Source organism: Piscibacillus halophilus, from assembly GCF_900110685.1.
Classification (GTDB): domain Bacteria; phylum Bacillota; class Bacilli; order Bacillales; family Alkalibacillaceae; genus Piscibacillus; species Piscibacillus halophilus.
Genome location: NZ_FOES01000003.1, coordinates 80,770 through 97,715 on the forward strand (window position 1 = coordinate 80,770; position 16,946 = coordinate 97,715).

Below are 16,946 nucleotides of genomic sequence, written 5' to 3' on the forward strand. Positions count from 1 at the left end.
TACTAGTTATCAACATTTCAAAATTACTTTAACACATAAAAGCACACAAGCATAAAAGTGATAAAAAGAGGGGGAGTAGTCATGAAGAGATTAATGACGTTATTAACTATGGTTTCTATGGTATTGGTATTAGCAGCATGCGGTACATCGTCCGATGCGGAGAGCAATGGCGGATCATCAGAAAATGGTAATGAAGAACAGACTTTCACAGTCGGGATCTCTCAAATTGTTGAACATCCATCTTTAAATAGAGCGACAGAAGGATTTAAGGAAGCTTTATTAGATGCAGGATTAGATGTAGAGTTCGTTGAGGAAATAGCACAAGGTGACAATAATAATAACCAAATGATCGCACAGAAGTTTGTTTCAGATGAGGTAGATTTAATTTTTGCTAATTCGACTCCGAGTGCCCAGAGTGCTTTAAATGAAACATCTGACATTCCGGTCGTCTTTACATCCGTCACGGATCCTGTTGGTGCAGAGTTGGTTGAATCGATGGAAGAACCAGGAGGTAACGTTACTGGAACAGCTGATATGCATCCAGAAACATTACCAAAAACAGTTGAGTTAATAAGCGATTTAGATCATGAAACAGTCGGACTTATTTATAATGCTTCTGAGCAAAATTCAGTTGCACAAATTGAATCTGTTAAAGAGTTAGCAGAAGAAAATGGATTAGATACAACTGAATCAACAGTTTCATCTTCATCAGAGGTTAAGCAAGCAGCTGAATCGTTAGTCGGAAAAGCTGATGTTTTCTTAGTTATTACAGACAATACAGTTGTTAGTGCATTAGAGACCATGTTAATGGTTGGGCAAGATCACAACGTACCAGTTGTTGTAAGTGAGCATGATTCAGTTAAACGCGGAGGATTTGCAGCATACGGATTTGATTACTTCGATATTGGCTTTGAAGCAGGTGAAAAAGCTGTTGAAATATTAAAAGATGGTAAATCTCCAAGTGAGATTCCAGCTCAATACCCACAAAACTTAAAGTTAATGATTAATGAAGAAGCAGCAGAACGTATGGGTGTTGAATTATCAGATGAGATTAAAGAGGAAGCAGAACTTGTAACAACCGAGAAAGACGACGAGTAGAGGAGAGTTAATATGGTTAGTGCATTATACGGCGCAGTTGAATCAGGATTAATTTACGCTATTATGGCGCTTGGCGTTTACATTTCATTTAGAATACTAGATTTTCCGGACCTAACGGTAGATGGTAGTTTTGTGACGGGTGGTGCTGTTGCCTCTGTGATGATTGTGGGAGGAACGTACCCGATTGTCGCTACTCTTGCAGGGGCTGTAGCGGGATTAATAGCCGGATTGATCACTGGACTCCTTCATACAAAAGGAAATATTAATCCATTACTAGCAGGGATTTTAATGATGATTGCACTGTATTCTGTCAACTTGCGCATAATGGGACAGCCAAACATACCAATGCTCAACGAGACAACATTGTTCACGATGTTGTCTTCGTGGTGGATGAACTTAAACATTGACCAACTATTTATGGCACCATTTGAATGGTTAGGAATGGCTAGTTTTGCCCCCAGAACGTTTTACATCATTGTTTCTATGATTGTGATCGTGTTAGTTGTGAAAAAATTACTAGACTTTTTCTTAAGAACTGAAGCAGGCATTACATTACGTGCAACAGGTGATAACCAAAGCATGGTGAAAAGCTTTTCAACAAACACGAACCTTTACATTATGATTGGTATGGGACTTTCTAATGCATTAGTCGCATTAAGCGGTGCTTTAGTTGTACAGTTTAACGGCTTTGCTGATGTGAACTTAGGGGTTGGAATGATCATCATTGGTCTAGCTTCTGTCATTATTGGTGAGGTTTTATTTGGTAAAGATAAAATCATCCGTATGACATTGGCTGTTATATTAGGCTCGATTGTGTATCGTGCGATTTATTCGCTGGCCTTACGAGTTGATTTTCTTGAAGCGAGTGATATGAAACTGATCACAGCCATTATTGTCATATCAGCTCTGGTCATTCCGAACAGTCTAGAGAAATCGAGAGCGAAACGTGAATTCAAAAAATCTAAGCAACGAGCAGCATTAAACCGCGAACAAGAAGGAGAGGTTCAACATGCTTCAGCTAAATAATATTCATAAAACCTTCTATCCCAATACTCCAGATGAACGTCGAGCATTAGATAACGTTTCACAAAGCTTGAACCCAGGTGACTTTGTCACGATTATCGGGAGTAATGGGGCAGGAAAATCAACCTTGCTAAACATTTTAGCTGGAACTCTCTTGCCAGATGAAGGAGATGTCTGGATTGACGGGCAAGATGTCACCGCATGGCCGGAAGAAAAGCGCGCTAAACTTATTGGTCGCGTGTTCCAAAATCCGCTCATGGGAACGGCTCCAGGGATGACTATTGAGGAAAACATGATGATTTCATTAGGGCGTACTCAACGTCGCAGTCTATTTAAAGGTGTTACAAAAAAAACGCGCGAACGATTTCGTGAACATTTATCAACACTAGAAATTGGATTAGAAAATCGCTTGAATTCGAAGGTTGGACTGTTGTCTGGTGGTGAACGACAGGCGTTATCTCTACTTATGGCAACATTCACTGAACCTAAAATATTATTGTTAGATGAGCACACAGCAGCTCTTGACCCCTCTAAGGAATCACTCATTATTAATCTAACAAAAGATCTTGTAGAGAAGCACCAGCTCACAACCGTCATGGTCACTCACCAGATGGAACAGGCGATTGATTTAGGGAACCGCCTTTGGATGATGGATGAAGGAAACATCATTTTTGAGGCAAATGAACAGGCGAAAAAAGATCTCACGGTCCCAGATTTATTAAATGAATTTGAAAAAGTTCGCGGTAAACGCATGGCCAATGATAGAGCATTGTTGGCGAAATAGATTAAAGGACTGCCCCCAATAGTCATTCAAAGTGACGAATTGGGACAGTTTTTTATCTTAAATTTTAGTTTTTATTAAAAAATGAAAAAGTACTTTAATAAACTTTTTTTGTGGTTTTTTGTCTAAAAACATTCATTTTAGGCTTTATTTTTTTATTTTCTTTGAAAAAATCTCGAATTAGGTTATTTAACTTTTTGAGGTAATTTTTATATATTTTTTCACAGAAAGATCGAGAGGGGGAATTCAAATGAAGTTTAACGATACGCCAAAAGTGACTGGAAAAACGTTAGCCATTCTACCTTACGAAATTAATGAAGATAACGTAGGTTCGCATGTATTAGAAAAAGGTAGAGAATATCATACTCATTTAAACCCTAGACAATTGATGGACCAAGCCTGTAAAGAATTTGGTTCGGATTTAAGAGGGCGAATTAATGGGACCCAATATGTAGCAGGTCTTAACCGCAAAGCACCAATTGCTATAGATACATATAGTAAGGTTTTCTTTTTGCCAACCTCTTCACCAAGGTCAAACGAATGTGTATGGATTTGTTATAACCATATTTTATACATTGAAAAAGTTAAACCGAAACTAACGCGTGTTCATTTTAATAATGGCGAAACCCTTCTATTAAATATTTCATACTCATCCTTAAATAACCAAATTCAAAAAACAGCACAGTATCGAAACTTGCTTGAAAAGAGAGTTAATAAGCTTCAGAAAGAAATCGAGCATGATCTTTTAGAGCTTCAATCATAAGTTCTTGATAGATGTTTTCAACTTTTTTTCGGACGGCGGGGTTAAAATACCGTCGTTCTTCTTCGTATCCTCGGGCTATAAATAAGTAAGTGGAAAATGTATCATTTTTTTGAATGAATACGACATCGAGTTTTCCTTTTCTCATCTGGCTCCTCAAATTTTTTCGCTCATTTTTCGCCAAAGAATCCATATGACGTAATAATTTTATATAGGGCTCTTTAATTTTAAAGGCTCCATTCTCTATGTGTTGTAAATCTTTCTGTAATACTACGATGGCCATGGATAAGAATAAAAAACGTGAAGTTATTTTAAACTCTTCTTCTGTTAAGTATCGCATGGTGTTCATCCCTCCACATGTTATCGAACGTATGTTCTTATTATATGCGATTGTTACATAATATTCAACTTTACTGTAGTATGCAAAATATGTGAATTTGAGATAAAATAGAGGGTAGACGAGATAGAGATAGGAGCTAAGCCTAATGAACCAGGATTACTCGAATTTAGACGAAATAAAAGATATGATATCTGATTCAGTCGTAGGGAGTTTTATTGTTCAACTATTAGAGTTTTACGGTAGTTTTGGCCCGATTCCTGGGCTTTTGTTACCATTTATAGAAGCGTTTTTTCCGTTTCTACCTATAATTGTATTTATTTTAGCTAATTCAATTGTCTATGGTTTAATCTTTGGTTTTTTATTTTCGTGGGTTAGTGCCTCAGCCGGGGCTATTTTAGTTTTTATTTTAATTCGTAAAATGGAAAAATTTCGTTGGGTAAGACGCATAAAGGAGCAAAAGCAGGTTCAAAAAATCACATCATTTTTTGAACGTCATGGTTTTGGACCATTATTCTTATTATTAAGCTTTCCGTTTTCGCCATCTGCGCTAGTTAACGTCGTGGCAGCTTTTACACGTATGTCGATTCAACAGTTCGCGTTGGCAGTTCTTTTAGGAAAAGCTGTTATGATCTTTTCTGTCTCATTCGTTGGTGACAGTATTGCTTCATTTGCTCAAAACCCTATGAAAACCATTATTGTTGGGGTAGCGATAGGGCTATTCTGGTTAATAGGAAAGTTTATAGAAAAGAAAATTCAAACTTCAGCCGATCGAACGTATCGTGAAGAAATAGAGAATAGGGAGTAAGGAGGATCGAGATGGCCTTACAATTTATATTAGGACGTTCGGGTTCAGAATTCGGGCATTACGTATTGAATGAGATCACCGAGGAAATGAAGCAGGATCCACAAGGTGATCCTATTTTTTATTTAGTCCCTGACCAAATGGCCTTCCAGCAAGAATATGATTTGATTAGACAATCAGGTATTAACGGGTCGATTCGTGCTCAAGTGTTTAGTTTTTCTCGTTTAGCTTGGTACATTTTTAATGAAGTTGGCGGGGCAACCAAGCCATTTATCACATCAACTGGAATTCAGATGATGTTAAGGAAACTGGCTGATGAACATAAGGAAGAGTTACTCGCGTTCCAAGAAGCTGTTGATAAACAGGGGTTTATTGACCATTTAGAAAAAATGATAACTGAGCTTAAACGTTATCGAATAACACCTGAAGCCTTACATAGCATTATGATGGAAATGTCGAAGTTTCAACATACCCAGCCTAATGAAGTGGCGCTTAAAAATAAATTAAACGATTTAGCGCTTATTTATTATGAATTAGATCAACAACTTAGAGGACATTACATCGATCATGAAGATCAATTAGAATTGATGGTTGAAAAAATCCGTGAAACCGGCATTTTAAGTGAATCCACTATATATATAGATGGATTCCACCGTTTTACACCACAAGAATATTATGTGTTGGAAGCCTTAATGAAGTATGCCAAAGATGTCAAAATAACACTTATGATTAATCCTGGTGTATCAGATGGAAGTGAATTGGATTTATTTTACCAAACTAAAACGACTTATGACATGATCCTAGGAATGGCTGAAGAAACCGAAATTGAAATAGAAGAACCTTATTATTTATCACCTCAGCTTCGTTTTAAAGGTAATAGAGGTCTAGAACATCTAGAGCGATATTTTGAAACGCAACCCGTCCCCAAATTTGATGGTAAAGCACCATTAAAATTAGTTGAAACGGTTCACCCACGTGCGGAAGTGGAAGGGGTTGCTCAAGAAATCACGCGCTTAGTGCGTGATGAAGGTTATCGCTATCGTGATATGGCATTATTAATCCGTCAACCTGAGGTTTATCATGACCTCATTGAGACGATATTTGAAGATTATCAAATTCCGGTTTTTATTGATGAAAAGAAAACGATGTTAAATCATCCTTTTGTAGAATTGATTCGAACGGGCTTAGAAGTCGTAGATAGCAATTGGCGTTATGATGCTATATTTCGTCTGTTAAAGACAGGGTTTGTATTGCCTAATCATGAAGAGTTCCCTCTTAACGAAGAGGCGATTGATACATTAGAGAATTATGTATTAGAGTATGGTATTCGCCGGCGTGAGCAATGGTTATCTAATGAAAAATGGCCATATCAGAAATTTACGGGTTTAGACTTTCGACGTCAAACAGATGAAGAAAAAGAGATGGAAGACCGAATTAATGCATATCGTGACCAAGTTGTATCAGCATTAAAATGGTTTGACCACCAGATTAGAGAAGTTAAAACTATTGCAGAAAAATGTCAGGTGGTTTATCAATGGTTAGACCATTTAGATGCCCCACGTTCATTAGAGAAACTTCGAGATCAATACGATGAAGCAGGGCGTGTTGAAAAAGGTCGTGAACAAGAACAGGTATGGCAAGCGGTCATGGAACTTTTTGATGAGATGGTAGAGATGATTGGTGAAGATCCAATATCTAACCAAACGTTCTTATCCATTGTAGAAGCTGGATTTGATACGTTGACATTTGCCCAAGTGCCTCCAACCATTGATCATGTCATTATCGGTAGTATTGAGCGTTCGCGTTTGTCGGATATTAAAGCGGGTTTTGTGTTAGGTGCGATTGAAGGGGTGTATCCTCTTAAGCCACCTGGTGAAGGAATGGTCACGGACGATGAGCGACTTATTTTAGAAGAACATGGAATCACGTTAGCAGACCGTGCTGATCGTGTTCTGTTAGATGATCGTTTTTATATGTATATCGCGTTTACATTGGCATCTGAAAAGCTTTGGGTTAGTTATCCATTAAGTGATGAAGAGGGGCGTTCTAAGGTTCCAGCTCCAATTGTCAAACGTCTTCAGACAATGTTTCCTCATGCCGAGCGTAAATTTATTATGGATGATGAAGACGAACAAGACCCAATGCGCTTTATTACAAACCAAGAAAAATCTCGTGCTATTTTAACAGCTGAGCTATCCAAATTTTTACGTGGATATCCCGTAGCGGATGTATATTGGGATACGCTCCATTGGTATATCGAACATGAAATAAAAAATGGGATTACCCACCGAGTGTTACAAAGTTTATTTTATCGTCCTGAGCCTAAGAATCTTGAATCGAATACGGTTGATCAATTATATGATCAAACCATCCGATCAAGTGTTTCAAGATTAGAAACGTATCATCAATGTTCCTATCGCTATTTCGCTCAGTACACATTAGGATTAAATGAAAGAAGTACCTTCCAATTAGCAGCACCGGATATAGGACAATTATTCCACGAGTCATTACGTGCTATTACCGAGTGGGTGTATGAAGAAGGAAAAGCCTTTTTTGAACTGACAGATGACGAGATTAGAGCTTATGCGCGCCGAGCTGTAGAAAAATTAGCACCTGTTTTAAACCATCAAATATTATTTAGTTCTAATCGTTATCAATATATTTTAAGAAAACTTGAACAGGTGATCATCCGTGCGACGAACGTTTTAGCTTATCAAGCGAAGCATTCAAAGTTCTCACCTGCAGGAATTGAAATCGGATTTGGACGCCGACATAAATTGCCGCCTCTACAGTTAAGCCTACCCAAAGGTTATCAACTTGAGTTAAGTGGCCGTATAGACCGAGTGGATCAGGCAGAAATTGATGATCAATTATATTTAAGAATTATAGATTACAAATCGAGTCAAAAAGATTTGAGTTTAGTAGATGTGTATTATGGGTTAGCTTTACAAATGTTAACGTATTTAGATGTGGTCTTAACACATTCATCAAGCTGGGTAGGTAAACAAGCTGAGCCAGCTGGTGTTCTATATTTTCACGTACACAATCCGACGATATCAGATCCAAAATCATTGGATGAAGACACGATTGAAGAAGAAATGATTAAAGCGTTTAAGATGAAAGGTTTATTGTTAGAAGATGAAGAGGTTGCAACTGCCATGGACCAATCGATTGATTCCGGTATGAGTAAAATAGCTCCTTTCGGTGTTAAAAAAGATGGTTCATTCCGAAGCGGTTCCAAAACGGTTGACCAAGAAGTTTTCAACCGTATGAATGAGTACGTTCGAAATGTTATGACGAATGCAGGGCAAGACATTGTTAATGGTCAAGTAAAATTGAACCCATTCCAAAAGAAAGATTTGGTGGCTTGTACTTATTGTCCATTTCAGTCCGTTTGTCAATTTGACCCAACTTTAGAGGAGCACGAGTACCGTCGATTAAAAGAGGAGCCTGATTCCGTTATGTTAGAGAAAATCTTAAAACGAGAGGGGGAGTTGTAAATGAAGTGGACGAAGGAGCAAGAGCTAGCTATTTATGAAGATGGAAAAGATGTCTTAGTTGCCGCTGCAGCCGGTTCTGGTAAGACTGCCGTATTAGTTGAACGAATCATTCAGAAAATGCTACGCGAAAAGGAACCCTATAATATTGATGAAATGCTCGTCGTAACGTTTACCAATGCAGCGGCTCAAGAAATGCGCACGCGTGTTGGAGCTGCGATTGAGAAAGCGTTACAATCAAATCCTGATTCCATTCATTTAAAGAAACAGTTGTCATTATTACAACGAGCTAGTATTTCTACTCTCCACTCGTTTTGTATGGAAGTCGTTCGTAAATATAGTTATCAATTAGACTTAGATCCTAGTTTTCGGATTTTAGATGATACAGAGGCCGAGCTTCTTCGAAATGATGTCATTCAAGACATATTTGAAGAATGGTATGGCAAGGAAGGAGAGGAACAAGAAGCGTTTTTCCGTTTTGTCGATAGTTTTTCAAATGATCGTGACGATGCGAAGGTTGAAACGCTTGTATTAAAAATGTATGAGTTTGCCATGCAAAATCCTTGGCCATATGAATGGTTAGACCAAGTGAAACAAACCTATCAATTACCCGAAGGTGCATTATTGGATGATTTGCCATGGATGCCAATTGTACGTGACGATCTAAAGGAAAACCTCGAAGCGATGCTGTTTGACGTTAATCAAGCATTGGATATGGCTCAGGATGTAGGTGGCCCGGAGCATTATGTCCCGACACTACAAGAAGATAAACTGCAAATTGAACGTGTGATAGAGTCTGTCGGTGCGCCTTGGGATCAGTTACGCCATATCGTTAAAGAAAATGAAAAGTTCGGTGCTTTATCGCGTAAGAAAGTAGAATGTGATGAAGACTTAAAAGAAGCGGTTAAAGATATACGAAACCGTTATAAGGACCGAATGAAAAAGCTAGTAGAACGCTGGTTTAACCGTCAACCTGAATCATTGATGAATGATTTACATCAGTTAAAACCGTTAATGGATCAACTAATCGTTTTAGTTAAACAGTTCCATGAGCGCTTTCAACAGGCTAAGAAAGATCAAGCAATGGTTGACTTCTCTGACTTAGAGCATTATTGCCTTGAAATTTTGCTAGATGAAGAAGCGACACCTGATCATTTAGTAGGTTCTACGGTGGCCAAGCATTTTCAAAGTCAATTTAAAGAAGTGTTAATTGATGAGTATCAAGATACAAACTTAGTTCAAGAGACAATCTTACAACTCGTTACTCAGGGTGAACAAGCTGGTAACTTATTTATGGTTGGAGATGTGAAACAAAGTATCTATCGTTTCCGACATGCTGAACCAACGTTATTTATGAATAAGTATAAGCATTTTAAATTAGAAGATCATCCTGCTTTAAGAATTGACTTAGCTCGGAACTTCCGTAGTCGTCGAGAAGTGCTGGATTCAACTAATTTTATTTTTCGTCAATTACTGGATGAACGTGTTGGTGAGATGGAATATGACAAAGATGCAGAATTAATATATAGTAATCAAGTTTACGAACAATTGACGACTACGGATGTTGATACAGAATTACACATCATAACGCAAGATGAGCTTGAAGATGAATCTGTTTCTGACGAATGGAAATATATTGAGAAAGCACAACTTGAAGCTAGGGCATATGCAAAAAAGATTCAAAGTTGGGTTGGGACAAACGGTCAAGAGCCAATGCAAATCATTGATAAGGAAACAGAACAAGTTCGAAACTTGCAGTATCGTGATATTGTTATTTTGATGCGTTCCATGACGTGGGCGAGCGTAATCGTGGAAGAATTAAAACAGCTTGGAATACCCGTTTATGCCGATATCTCCTCAGGATATCTTGAAGCCATGGAAGTACAAATTATGTTAAACGTATTAAAAACAATCGATAATCCGCAACAAGATATTCCGCTTGCCAGTGTATTAAAGTCACCCATTGTCGGTTTGAATGAAGATGACCTTGCCAATATCCGACTATATGGAAAAAATCAGCCGTTTTATGTTGCGATGAAAGCGTATATTCAACAGGGCGACCATGAGTTGGTCATCCGAAAGTTAAAAGCGTTTTTAAATATGTTTGAGTCATGGCGTGAGGAAGCACGCTATGGAGCTTTATCGAAACTTATTTGGCAAATTTACCGAGATACAGGTTACTTTGAGTTTGTTGGTGGGACACCTGGTGGAAAACAACGTCAAGCTAATCTCAGAGCTTTATATGACCGGGCGCGTTCCTACGAGACCACCTCTTATCGCGGGCTTTATCGTTTCCTTCGTTTTATTGAGCGTATGGAAGAACGTGGTGAGGACCTAGCTTCTGCACGTGCTTTAGGTGAACAAGAAGACGTTATACGCATGATGACTATTCATAAGAGTAAAGGGCTTGAGTTTCCAGTTGTCATCTTAGGTGCTGCTGATAAAAACTTTAATGAGATGGATTTTAAATCTCAGTATTTACTTCATAAGGATTATGGGTTTGGAGCTAAATATTTAGACGTTGATAAACGATTAATGTTTACAACCTTTCCGTTTGAAGCGATTAAAGTTGCTTTAAAGCGCGAGATGTTAGCGGAGGAAATGAGAATATTATACGTGGCCTTAACGCGTGCAAAAGAAAAATTGACTATAGTAGGTACCGTAAAAGATTTCGAGAAGCGGTTAGCTAAATGGAATGAGGTGGCTACTCATTTGGAATGGGTTTTACCACCACATATCAGAACCGATCAGGCTACGTATTTAAATTGGATTGCCACAGCATTAGTTCGTCATGAACATGCGGAACCGATTCAGATTAATGGAATTGGATCGGGTGTACCAACTTCTATAAGTCAAGATAATTCAAAATGGAAAATCCTTGTTCAACATGCTAGTGAATTAATGGATCCTGATTGGATTACCGTCAAGCGTAACGATCAATTAGAAAAGGTCATTAAGGATTGGGATACGTCACATATACAGGACAAATCCGATCAATATGAAGAAGTCGATCGCCGTCTGACCTTTGTCTATCCTTATCAAGGTAGTGCTTATAAACGAGCTAAACAGACTGTTACAGAGCTGAAACGGTTAAGACAAGTTCCAGATGATTATAGTAGTATGGACCTTATAAAAAAACAACCGAAGATGCGCTTTCAACGACCTCGTTTTATGCAAAATGATTCTAAGAAATTAACTGCGACTGAAATCGGTAGTGCTATGCACACTGTGATGCAGCATCTCCCATTTAATCGTAATTGGACGAAGATTAGTTTGATTGATTTTGTTGATGGACTCGTTTTAAAAGAAATTTTAAGAGAAGAAGAAGCAGAAGTGATCGATTATGATGCTATTTTAAGACTCTTAGAGAATGACATTGGTCATAAACTGCAATCTGCTCAAAACATTAAACGGGAGTTGCCATTTACAATGGAATTGCCTGCGTCAGAAGTTTATCCCGATTGGAACAATCCAGTTGAGGAATCCGTCATCATTCAAGGGGTCATGGACTGTCTCTTTGAAACTGAAGATGGTTGGTATTTATTAGATTATAAAACAGATTCAATCTTTGGTGAATTAACAGAACAAAAGGTCAAGGAACTTGAAGAGCGATATACCGTTCAAGTTGAACTTTATAAACGAGCAGTTGAAACAATATGGCATATTAGTCTTCAGCATGTTTATCTATATTTCTTTGAAAAAGATCTATTGCTGGAGCATTAAGAGGTGTTATAAAAATGATCAAAGGTTTATATGAAGCCCATCTTCCAGTCAGTGATCTCACTAAATCAATAGATTTTTATACTAATTTAGGTTTAGAGTTAGCTCATAAAGGTGAATCAGTGACATTTTTCTGGATTGAAAAAGGGAAAAGCTGGCTAGGTTTATGGGAAACTGAACGAGTTGAAACACCTTATCATCCATCATTAAGGCATGTGGCATTTCAAGTTGAGCTTCATGATATCCAAATTGCGAAGAAGTGGTTAGAGGAGAGAGGGGTACAGGTTCGAGAAACGTTTGGCTTTAAGCCAGAAGATCAACCACTCGTACTTCCTAATCATCCTCAATCTCATGCTGCCATCTACTTTCATGATCCAGATGGGAACTCGCTTGAGTTTATCACACCTTTAATACTAGATGAGGAAATCGATTTTAGTATGATGGAATTAGAAGAATGGTATAAAAGATTTTAATTAATAGGGCTGCCTCAATCATATAATTGAGACAGCTCCTTTTTTAGGACACTATTGATTTAGTTCTAATCGACCTAAAATAACCTATGATTAATTTTAATGACATAAAAACACACGCTCACGATTTTGTGAGCGTGTATATTTTAGGCATTTCCAGCAATAGGCTGGTCGTTGACATCTGGATCAAATGGATTAGTTGTACTAACTAAGTTATTGGTACAAATAAAATCGCCTGTATTTAATGAACCAGAGCCAGCATTGGTTTTTCCGGAGCTTTTGGGAGCTATATAAAAAGCATCTCCAAAATTAACGGTACCGCCGCCGACGCTGTTAATTTTTAAAGGTCCTACAATTGAAGGCATATTTTCACCTACTTATTGTTTATTAGGATACGTCTGTGCCTTAGAATACTAATAGCTTTTCCGTGTTTAAATGATCCAATATGGTTGACTGAGGATCCTGTTACACCATTGATATTAATCGATTTAACACGGATAGGTTGGCGATCCACACGGCTAACAGTTGTATTAGTTGGTTTTAGAAAGTTAGGTAGTGGTTCTTGCATGACGGTCTCATCGTCTGTTACGTATTCTCTAATGAATACAGGATTTTCTTTTTGAACGGCTCTAGCGATGGAGAATGGGTAAACTCCAACACTATCTCCAACCTGTATGGTTCCGCTCAAATCAACAGAGTTACAGAAATAAGATTTAACTTTCGAATCTCGCATTCTATTACCTACCCGATACAGGACCAAAAGGGAATACACTTTCAAATACATATGATTCAGGGGGCGTATCAAAACGAGATGCCAATTGTAGATGCTCGACATCTCCTATAATAAATAGTGAAGAGGTCGATACACCGTTTATATCAATATGCTGAACATTTAATTCATCATTATAAATATTAACTTTCATCTTCTTCATTCTCCTTTAACTGGTTTAGAAAAAGGTCAATCCCTTGAGTGATTTCTTTTTGGATATGCTGAATTAGCGCAGGGATTTGTTCGCGTTCGATAATGACTCGACCATTTTGTTGTATTTGCGAGGTGTGTTCTTTAATTCGTTGCGGGAGTTGATTTTTTATATCTTGATATAATACATGCTTTTGTTGTTGATCGATTTCGATATCATAATCCTGTGCAAATTGGTTTAAAACTTCTGGGAGTTCTTTTCTTAAAAATGGCATGAGTTGGTTATAGATTTGTTGTTCCATTGGTGTAAAGCTACTTTCAGGTGATTCTTCTGGTAAGTCAAGTTGTTCAAATGGCAAGTCATTTTGAGGAGTTAGACCAATATTTAAAGTACCTTCAAGCGTTTCAATCTTTAATTGTTCGAAGTTGTATTCAATCGTTTCAGCCATAGCTTTGGAGCCTTGTTGTTGTTCAATTAGGGTATCCATTTTTTCATTTAGTTCTTGAATGAGAGCATATTGTTGGTTTATTTTTTGTTCTAAATATGCTAGGTGTTGCCATATAGAATTTGATTGATCCTTCATGCTAACTAACTCCTCCTTGCACTCTTTATAATAATTTATGAGTATATGCCTAATTAGTGAAAGGAATGAATGGTAACTGCATAGATGGAGTTGCTCCACCTTGTGGTTCTGCTTCCTCTACTGGACCTGTGTATCCACCTGTATTATATGCATTAGAAACCGCTTGGATTGTGCCTGAACTTCCAATCTGGAGTACAGATGAATTAGTAATAGATTCCACTTTTAAGAACTGAATAGATATTTGTTGTTGAATGGTTAGACACATGTTAAGACACCTCAATAATCAATGTGGTCTTGATCAAATACGACTGTATCCGATTGACCAAGACGAACGCGAATGCCATTGCCGGTATTAAAAGAACCTCCTCCAGCATAGGTCTTTGCAGAACTAATAGGCTGAATATAGTAAGCATCTCCTATATGAAATACTCCAGAAGATGAAACTGAGTTAACTTTAATGGCACCGACGAATGCAGACATCGTGATAACTCCTTTCATCTTAATATATGTTCTTGAAACGGAATTGTTATAGATAACCTACTCGCAAAAAATGTTATAATACTCTGAAAGAGGTGAAGAGTTTTGCAACCATTAAATCCAACTAATAATCGCATAGAATCAATCGATACTGTAAGAGGTTTTTCTTTACTAGGGATTTTAATTGTTAATCTATTAAGTTTTCATTCTCCACACTTTATATATGGAGGATTAAAGGATTTTTATGGTAACGGATTTGATGCATTATCACTCGCATTTATTGATATATTTGCACAAGCTAGTTTTTACCCGCTGTTTTCGATGTTATTTGGTGTTGGAATTTATATGATGTATGAAAAGTTAGAACAACGTGGTGCTAAGACGATGTCGATTATTCGACGACGAATGTTGATTTTGTCTATATTCGGTCTTATTCATGGATTATTTATTTGGTATGGAGACATCTTGCTTACTTATGGGATTGTAGGATTCATAAGTTTGCTATTTTTGAAAAAAACAATTCAATCCCTCGTTAAATGGTCATTTTCTTTGTTACTTTCGGTGTCAGCAATTCTGGTCTTACTAGTATTTCCTGTCCGAAATGAACTAGAGGAAATTAGCGTTAATCATCAAGGTATTCAAGCGGCATATGACAATTATACCGGAACGTTATTATCAGCTTTAAATCAAAACATAGCTGATTGGGTATATTCCAACGATCCGTTTACGTGGATTTTCTCTATTTTTACTATCTTACCAATGTTTTTATTAGGAATGATGATTCAAAAAAATGGATGGACAAGGGATCCTAAAGCAAGCTCATCTTCAATCAACAGATGGCTAATAGGAGCTTTTACGCTTTTTGTCCTGTTTAAAATTGGACCTTATTTCTTTGGGAATCCTCTTTGGTTTGAAAGTGCACAAGATACAATCGGTGGTTCAGCATTAAGTGTTTTTTATTTCTTAGGAGCATTGGTTCTTTTTAACAGAAGGAATTTTCATTGGTTAAAGGGAATATTATCAAAAGTTGGCAAATTATCATTAACAAATTATTTAATGCAATCCTTATTAGGGATCGTTATCTTTTACGGCTTTGGATTAAATTTATATGGTAAACTTCATGCCTTTACATTAATTACGTTGGCCATTTTATTGTTTAGTGTTCAAATTCTATTTAGTCATTGGTATGTAAAGCGCTTTCGATTTGGTCCTTTTGAGTGGATATATCGGTCGTTAACTTACAGACAAAAGCAGCCGTTTGTTAAAAAGGGTGATTAAATGAAACAGAAATGGTTAAGAGATGAGTCCGAACAATGGGTGAATGAGGGGATCATAAGACCTGAACAACGAGATGCTATTATGAGTCGTTATAAAGGTCGGGATCGTCTTTCCCTTATTTTCTTCTTGTCTGCCTTATTAATTGGTTTATCTTGTCTTAGTTTCGTAGCTGCTAATTGGCAAGTCATTCCAGAACTGATTAGAATGTTGATCATTATATTATTTATGGTTGGTTTTTACATACTCGGCCACGTATTCGAACAAAGAGCAAACCCGTATTACGGAATGATTTCATATGTAGTCGCATTGTCCATTTTCGGCGCAGGTATATTTTTAGTAGGTCAGATGTACCATTACACGATGAATAGTGTGTTTGCGTTTATTGTTTGGGCGATAGTTGCTTATTTACTTTATCTAAGTCGTCCGTATTTCTTCATTTTTTTATCAGGGTTAGCCATTGTAACCGTAGGTGCTATATATGGTCTAGCGAATATGCATGCGTTTGACTGGTGGTTATTTGCTTTATTCGTCATCGGCTATGGAAGTATTGTATTAATTCAAAATAACCGACTGATTTCATATTTCTTTGCTATTTCATATAGTATTCAATTAATGGGTTACACAATGGATTATTTAGGGAGTTACTATTGGTTTTCCGTTTTTGGTTTGCTGTTATACCTCTTTGGTTTAGTCGTTTATAAAGAACAAATAAGTATTCCTTTTAGACGAACACCTTTAGTCATCATGTTTGGTTTATTACTGATTCAAACTTTGATATTTGAATTTTCATATAGACCTGAAGTACATGTTGTCTTTTGTTTGATTTTAACAGTCATGCTCATCATAGCTATTGTTATGATTTCTAGAAAAAATCATTTGCTAAAGCTCTCCCAGCTCGTAATCTTTTTACCGATTTTTTTAGCCGGTGATTTGAGCCAATTTTTAGCTTATATTGTGTTATACGTGTTTTCGGTAGGTATGATTTTAGATGGATATCAGAGTGATCATGAGAGAAGGTTTCATTTCGGAACTGGAGCCTTCCTATTAACGACGTTGACCGTTTATGTTCAAGTAGCTTGGGGCTTTTTAAATCAATCATTATTCTTTTTACTTGGAGGCATTATATTATTTTTCATTGGGTTTCTACTGGAGCGTAAACGTAAAACGATGACAGGTCAGAAGCGAAAGGGTGTATGA

17 protein-coding genes are annotated in these 16,946 nt (G+C 37.2%); 10 read left to right on the forward strand and 7 right to left on the reverse strand.

From position 1 onward, the window contains the following. Positions 1-81: 81 nt before the first annotated feature. The 4 genes from BMY57_RS02740 to BMY57_RS02755 all read left to right on the forward strand — a co-directional run bounded on the left by BMY57_RS02740 (position 82) and on the right by BMY57_RS02755 (position 3,665). A complete protein-coding gene (locus tag BMY57_RS02740; RefSeq protein ID WP_091772494.1) occupies positions 82-1,098 on the forward strand; it encodes an ABC transporter substrate-binding protein in 1,017 nt (338 codons plus the stop codon). A 12-nt stretch (positions 1,099-1,110) separates the two neighbouring features. Continuing rightward, a complete protein-coding gene (locus BMY57_RS02745) occupies positions 1,111-2,124 on the forward strand; it encodes an ABC transporter permease (RefSeq protein ID WP_091772495.1) in 1,014 nt (337 codons plus the stop codon). After that, the gene (locus tag BMY57_RS02750) at positions 2,108-2,905 is read left to right on the forward strand and encodes an ABC transporter ATP-binding protein (protein ID WP_091772496.1); all 798 of its coding nucleotides are present in this window, start codon (positions 2,108-2,110) and stop codon (positions 2,903-2,905) included. The genes BMY57_RS02745 and BMY57_RS02750 overlap by 17 nt, the downstream gene beginning before the upstream one ends. Positions 2,906-3,152: 247 nt before the next feature. Further along, positions 3,153-3,665: a competence protein ComK gene (locus tag BMY57_RS02755; protein ID WP_091772497.1), complete on the forward strand. Its 513-nt coding sequence runs from the start codon at positions 3,153-3,155 to the stop codon at positions 3,663-3,665. Here the strand turns inward: BMY57_RS02755 and BMY57_RS02760 are convergent. After that, on the reverse strand, positions 3,613-4,002 hold the full coding sequence (locus BMY57_RS02760; RefSeq protein ID WP_091772498.1) for a YhjD family protein: 390 nt from the start codon (positions 4,000-4,002) through the stop codon (positions 3,613-3,615). The genes BMY57_RS02755 and BMY57_RS02760 overlap by 53 nt on opposite strands. Before the next feature lie 145 nt (positions 4,003-4,147). On the opposite strand from BMY57_RS02760, the gene BMY57_RS02765 reads away from it, so the two are divergent. From BMY57_RS02765 to BMY57_RS02780, 4 genes are read left to right on the forward strand one after another with little or no spacing between them, the layout of a single operon-like run. Further along, entirely contained in the window at positions 4,148-4,807 is a 660-nt protein-coding gene (locus BMY57_RS02765) for a TVP38/TMEM64 family protein (RefSeq protein WP_091772499.1), read from the forward strand. A gap of 11 nt (positions 4,808-4,818) precedes the next feature. Further along, positions 4,819-8,304 (forward strand): helicase-exonuclease AddAB subunit AddB, encoded by a 3,486-nt coding sequence (gene addB, locus BMY57_RS02770; RefSeq protein ID WP_091772500.1) that lies wholly within the window; start codon positions 4,819-4,821, stop codon positions 8,302-8,304. Beyond that, positions 8,305-12,024, forward strand: a complete 3,720-nt coding sequence (gene addA / locus BMY57_RS02775; protein WP_091772501.1) for a helicase-exonuclease AddAB subunit AddA — start codon at positions 8,305-8,307, stop codon at positions 12,022-12,024. A 14-nt stretch (positions 12,025-12,038) separates the two neighbouring features. Next, complete coding sequence (locus tag BMY57_RS02780) at positions 12,039-12,494, forward strand: VOC family protein (protein WP_091772502.1); 456 nt, start codon at positions 12,039-12,041, stop codon at positions 12,492-12,494. 143 nt (positions 12,495-12,637) lie between these two features. Here the strand turns inward: BMY57_RS02780 and BMY57_RS02785 are convergent, their stop codons facing one another. Genes BMY57_RS02785 through BMY57_RS02810 form a run of 6 tightly spaced genes read right to left on the reverse strand, consistent with a single transcriptional unit; the run spans position 12,638 to position 14,474 of the window. Beyond that, a complete protein-coding gene (locus BMY57_RS02785; protein WP_091772503.1) occupies positions 12,638-12,856 on the reverse strand; it encodes a spore germination protein in 219 nt (72 codons plus the stop codon). An 8-nt stretch (positions 12,857-12,864) separates the two neighbouring features. Further along, positions 12,865-13,224 carry a spore germination protein GerPE gene (locus BMY57_RS02790; protein ID WP_091772504.1) on the reverse strand — a complete coding sequence of 120 codons (360 nt, stop codon included), beginning with the start codon at positions 13,222-13,224 and terminating at the stop codon, positions 12,865-12,867. 4 nt (positions 13,225-13,228) lie between these two features. Then, positions 13,229-13,414 carry a spore germination protein GerPD gene (locus BMY57_RS02795; RefSeq protein ID WP_091772505.1) on the reverse strand — a complete coding sequence of 62 codons (186 nt, stop codon included), beginning with the start codon at positions 13,412-13,414 and terminating at the stop codon, positions 13,229-13,231. Next, positions 13,404-13,994 (reverse strand): spore germination protein GerPC, encoded by a 591-nt coding sequence (gene gerPC / locus BMY57_RS02800; RefSeq protein ID WP_091772506.1) that lies wholly within the window; start codon positions 13,992-13,994, stop codon positions 13,404-13,406. Before gerPC ends, BMY57_RS02795 begins: the two co-directional genes overlap by 11 nt. 49 nt (positions 13,995-14,043) lie before the next feature. Further along, a complete protein-coding gene (locus tag BMY57_RS02805; RefSeq protein ID WP_091772507.1) occupies positions 14,044-14,259 on the reverse strand; it encodes a spore germination protein GerPB in 216 nt (71 codons plus the stop codon). Between the two features lie 11 nt (positions 14,260-14,270). Next, positions 14,271-14,474, reverse strand: a complete 204-nt coding sequence (locus tag BMY57_RS02810) for a spore germination protein (RefSeq protein WP_091772508.1) — start codon at positions 14,472-14,474, stop codon at positions 14,271-14,273. Between the two features lie 102 nt (positions 14,475-14,576). Here BMY57_RS02810 and BMY57_RS02815 point away from each other — a divergent pair, with 102 nt between their 5' ends. Together BMY57_RS02815 and BMY57_RS02820 are read left to right on the forward strand one after the other, a co-directional pair. Further along, a complete protein-coding gene (locus BMY57_RS02815; RefSeq protein ID WP_091772509.1) occupies positions 14,577-15,749 on the forward strand; it encodes a DUF418 domain-containing protein in 1,173 nt (390 codons plus the stop codon). Further along, the gene (locus tag BMY57_RS02820; RefSeq protein WP_091772510.1) at positions 15,750-16,946 is read left to right on the forward strand and encodes a DUF2157 domain-containing protein; all 1,197 of its coding nucleotides are present in this window, start codon (positions 15,750-15,752) and stop codon (positions 16,944-16,946) included.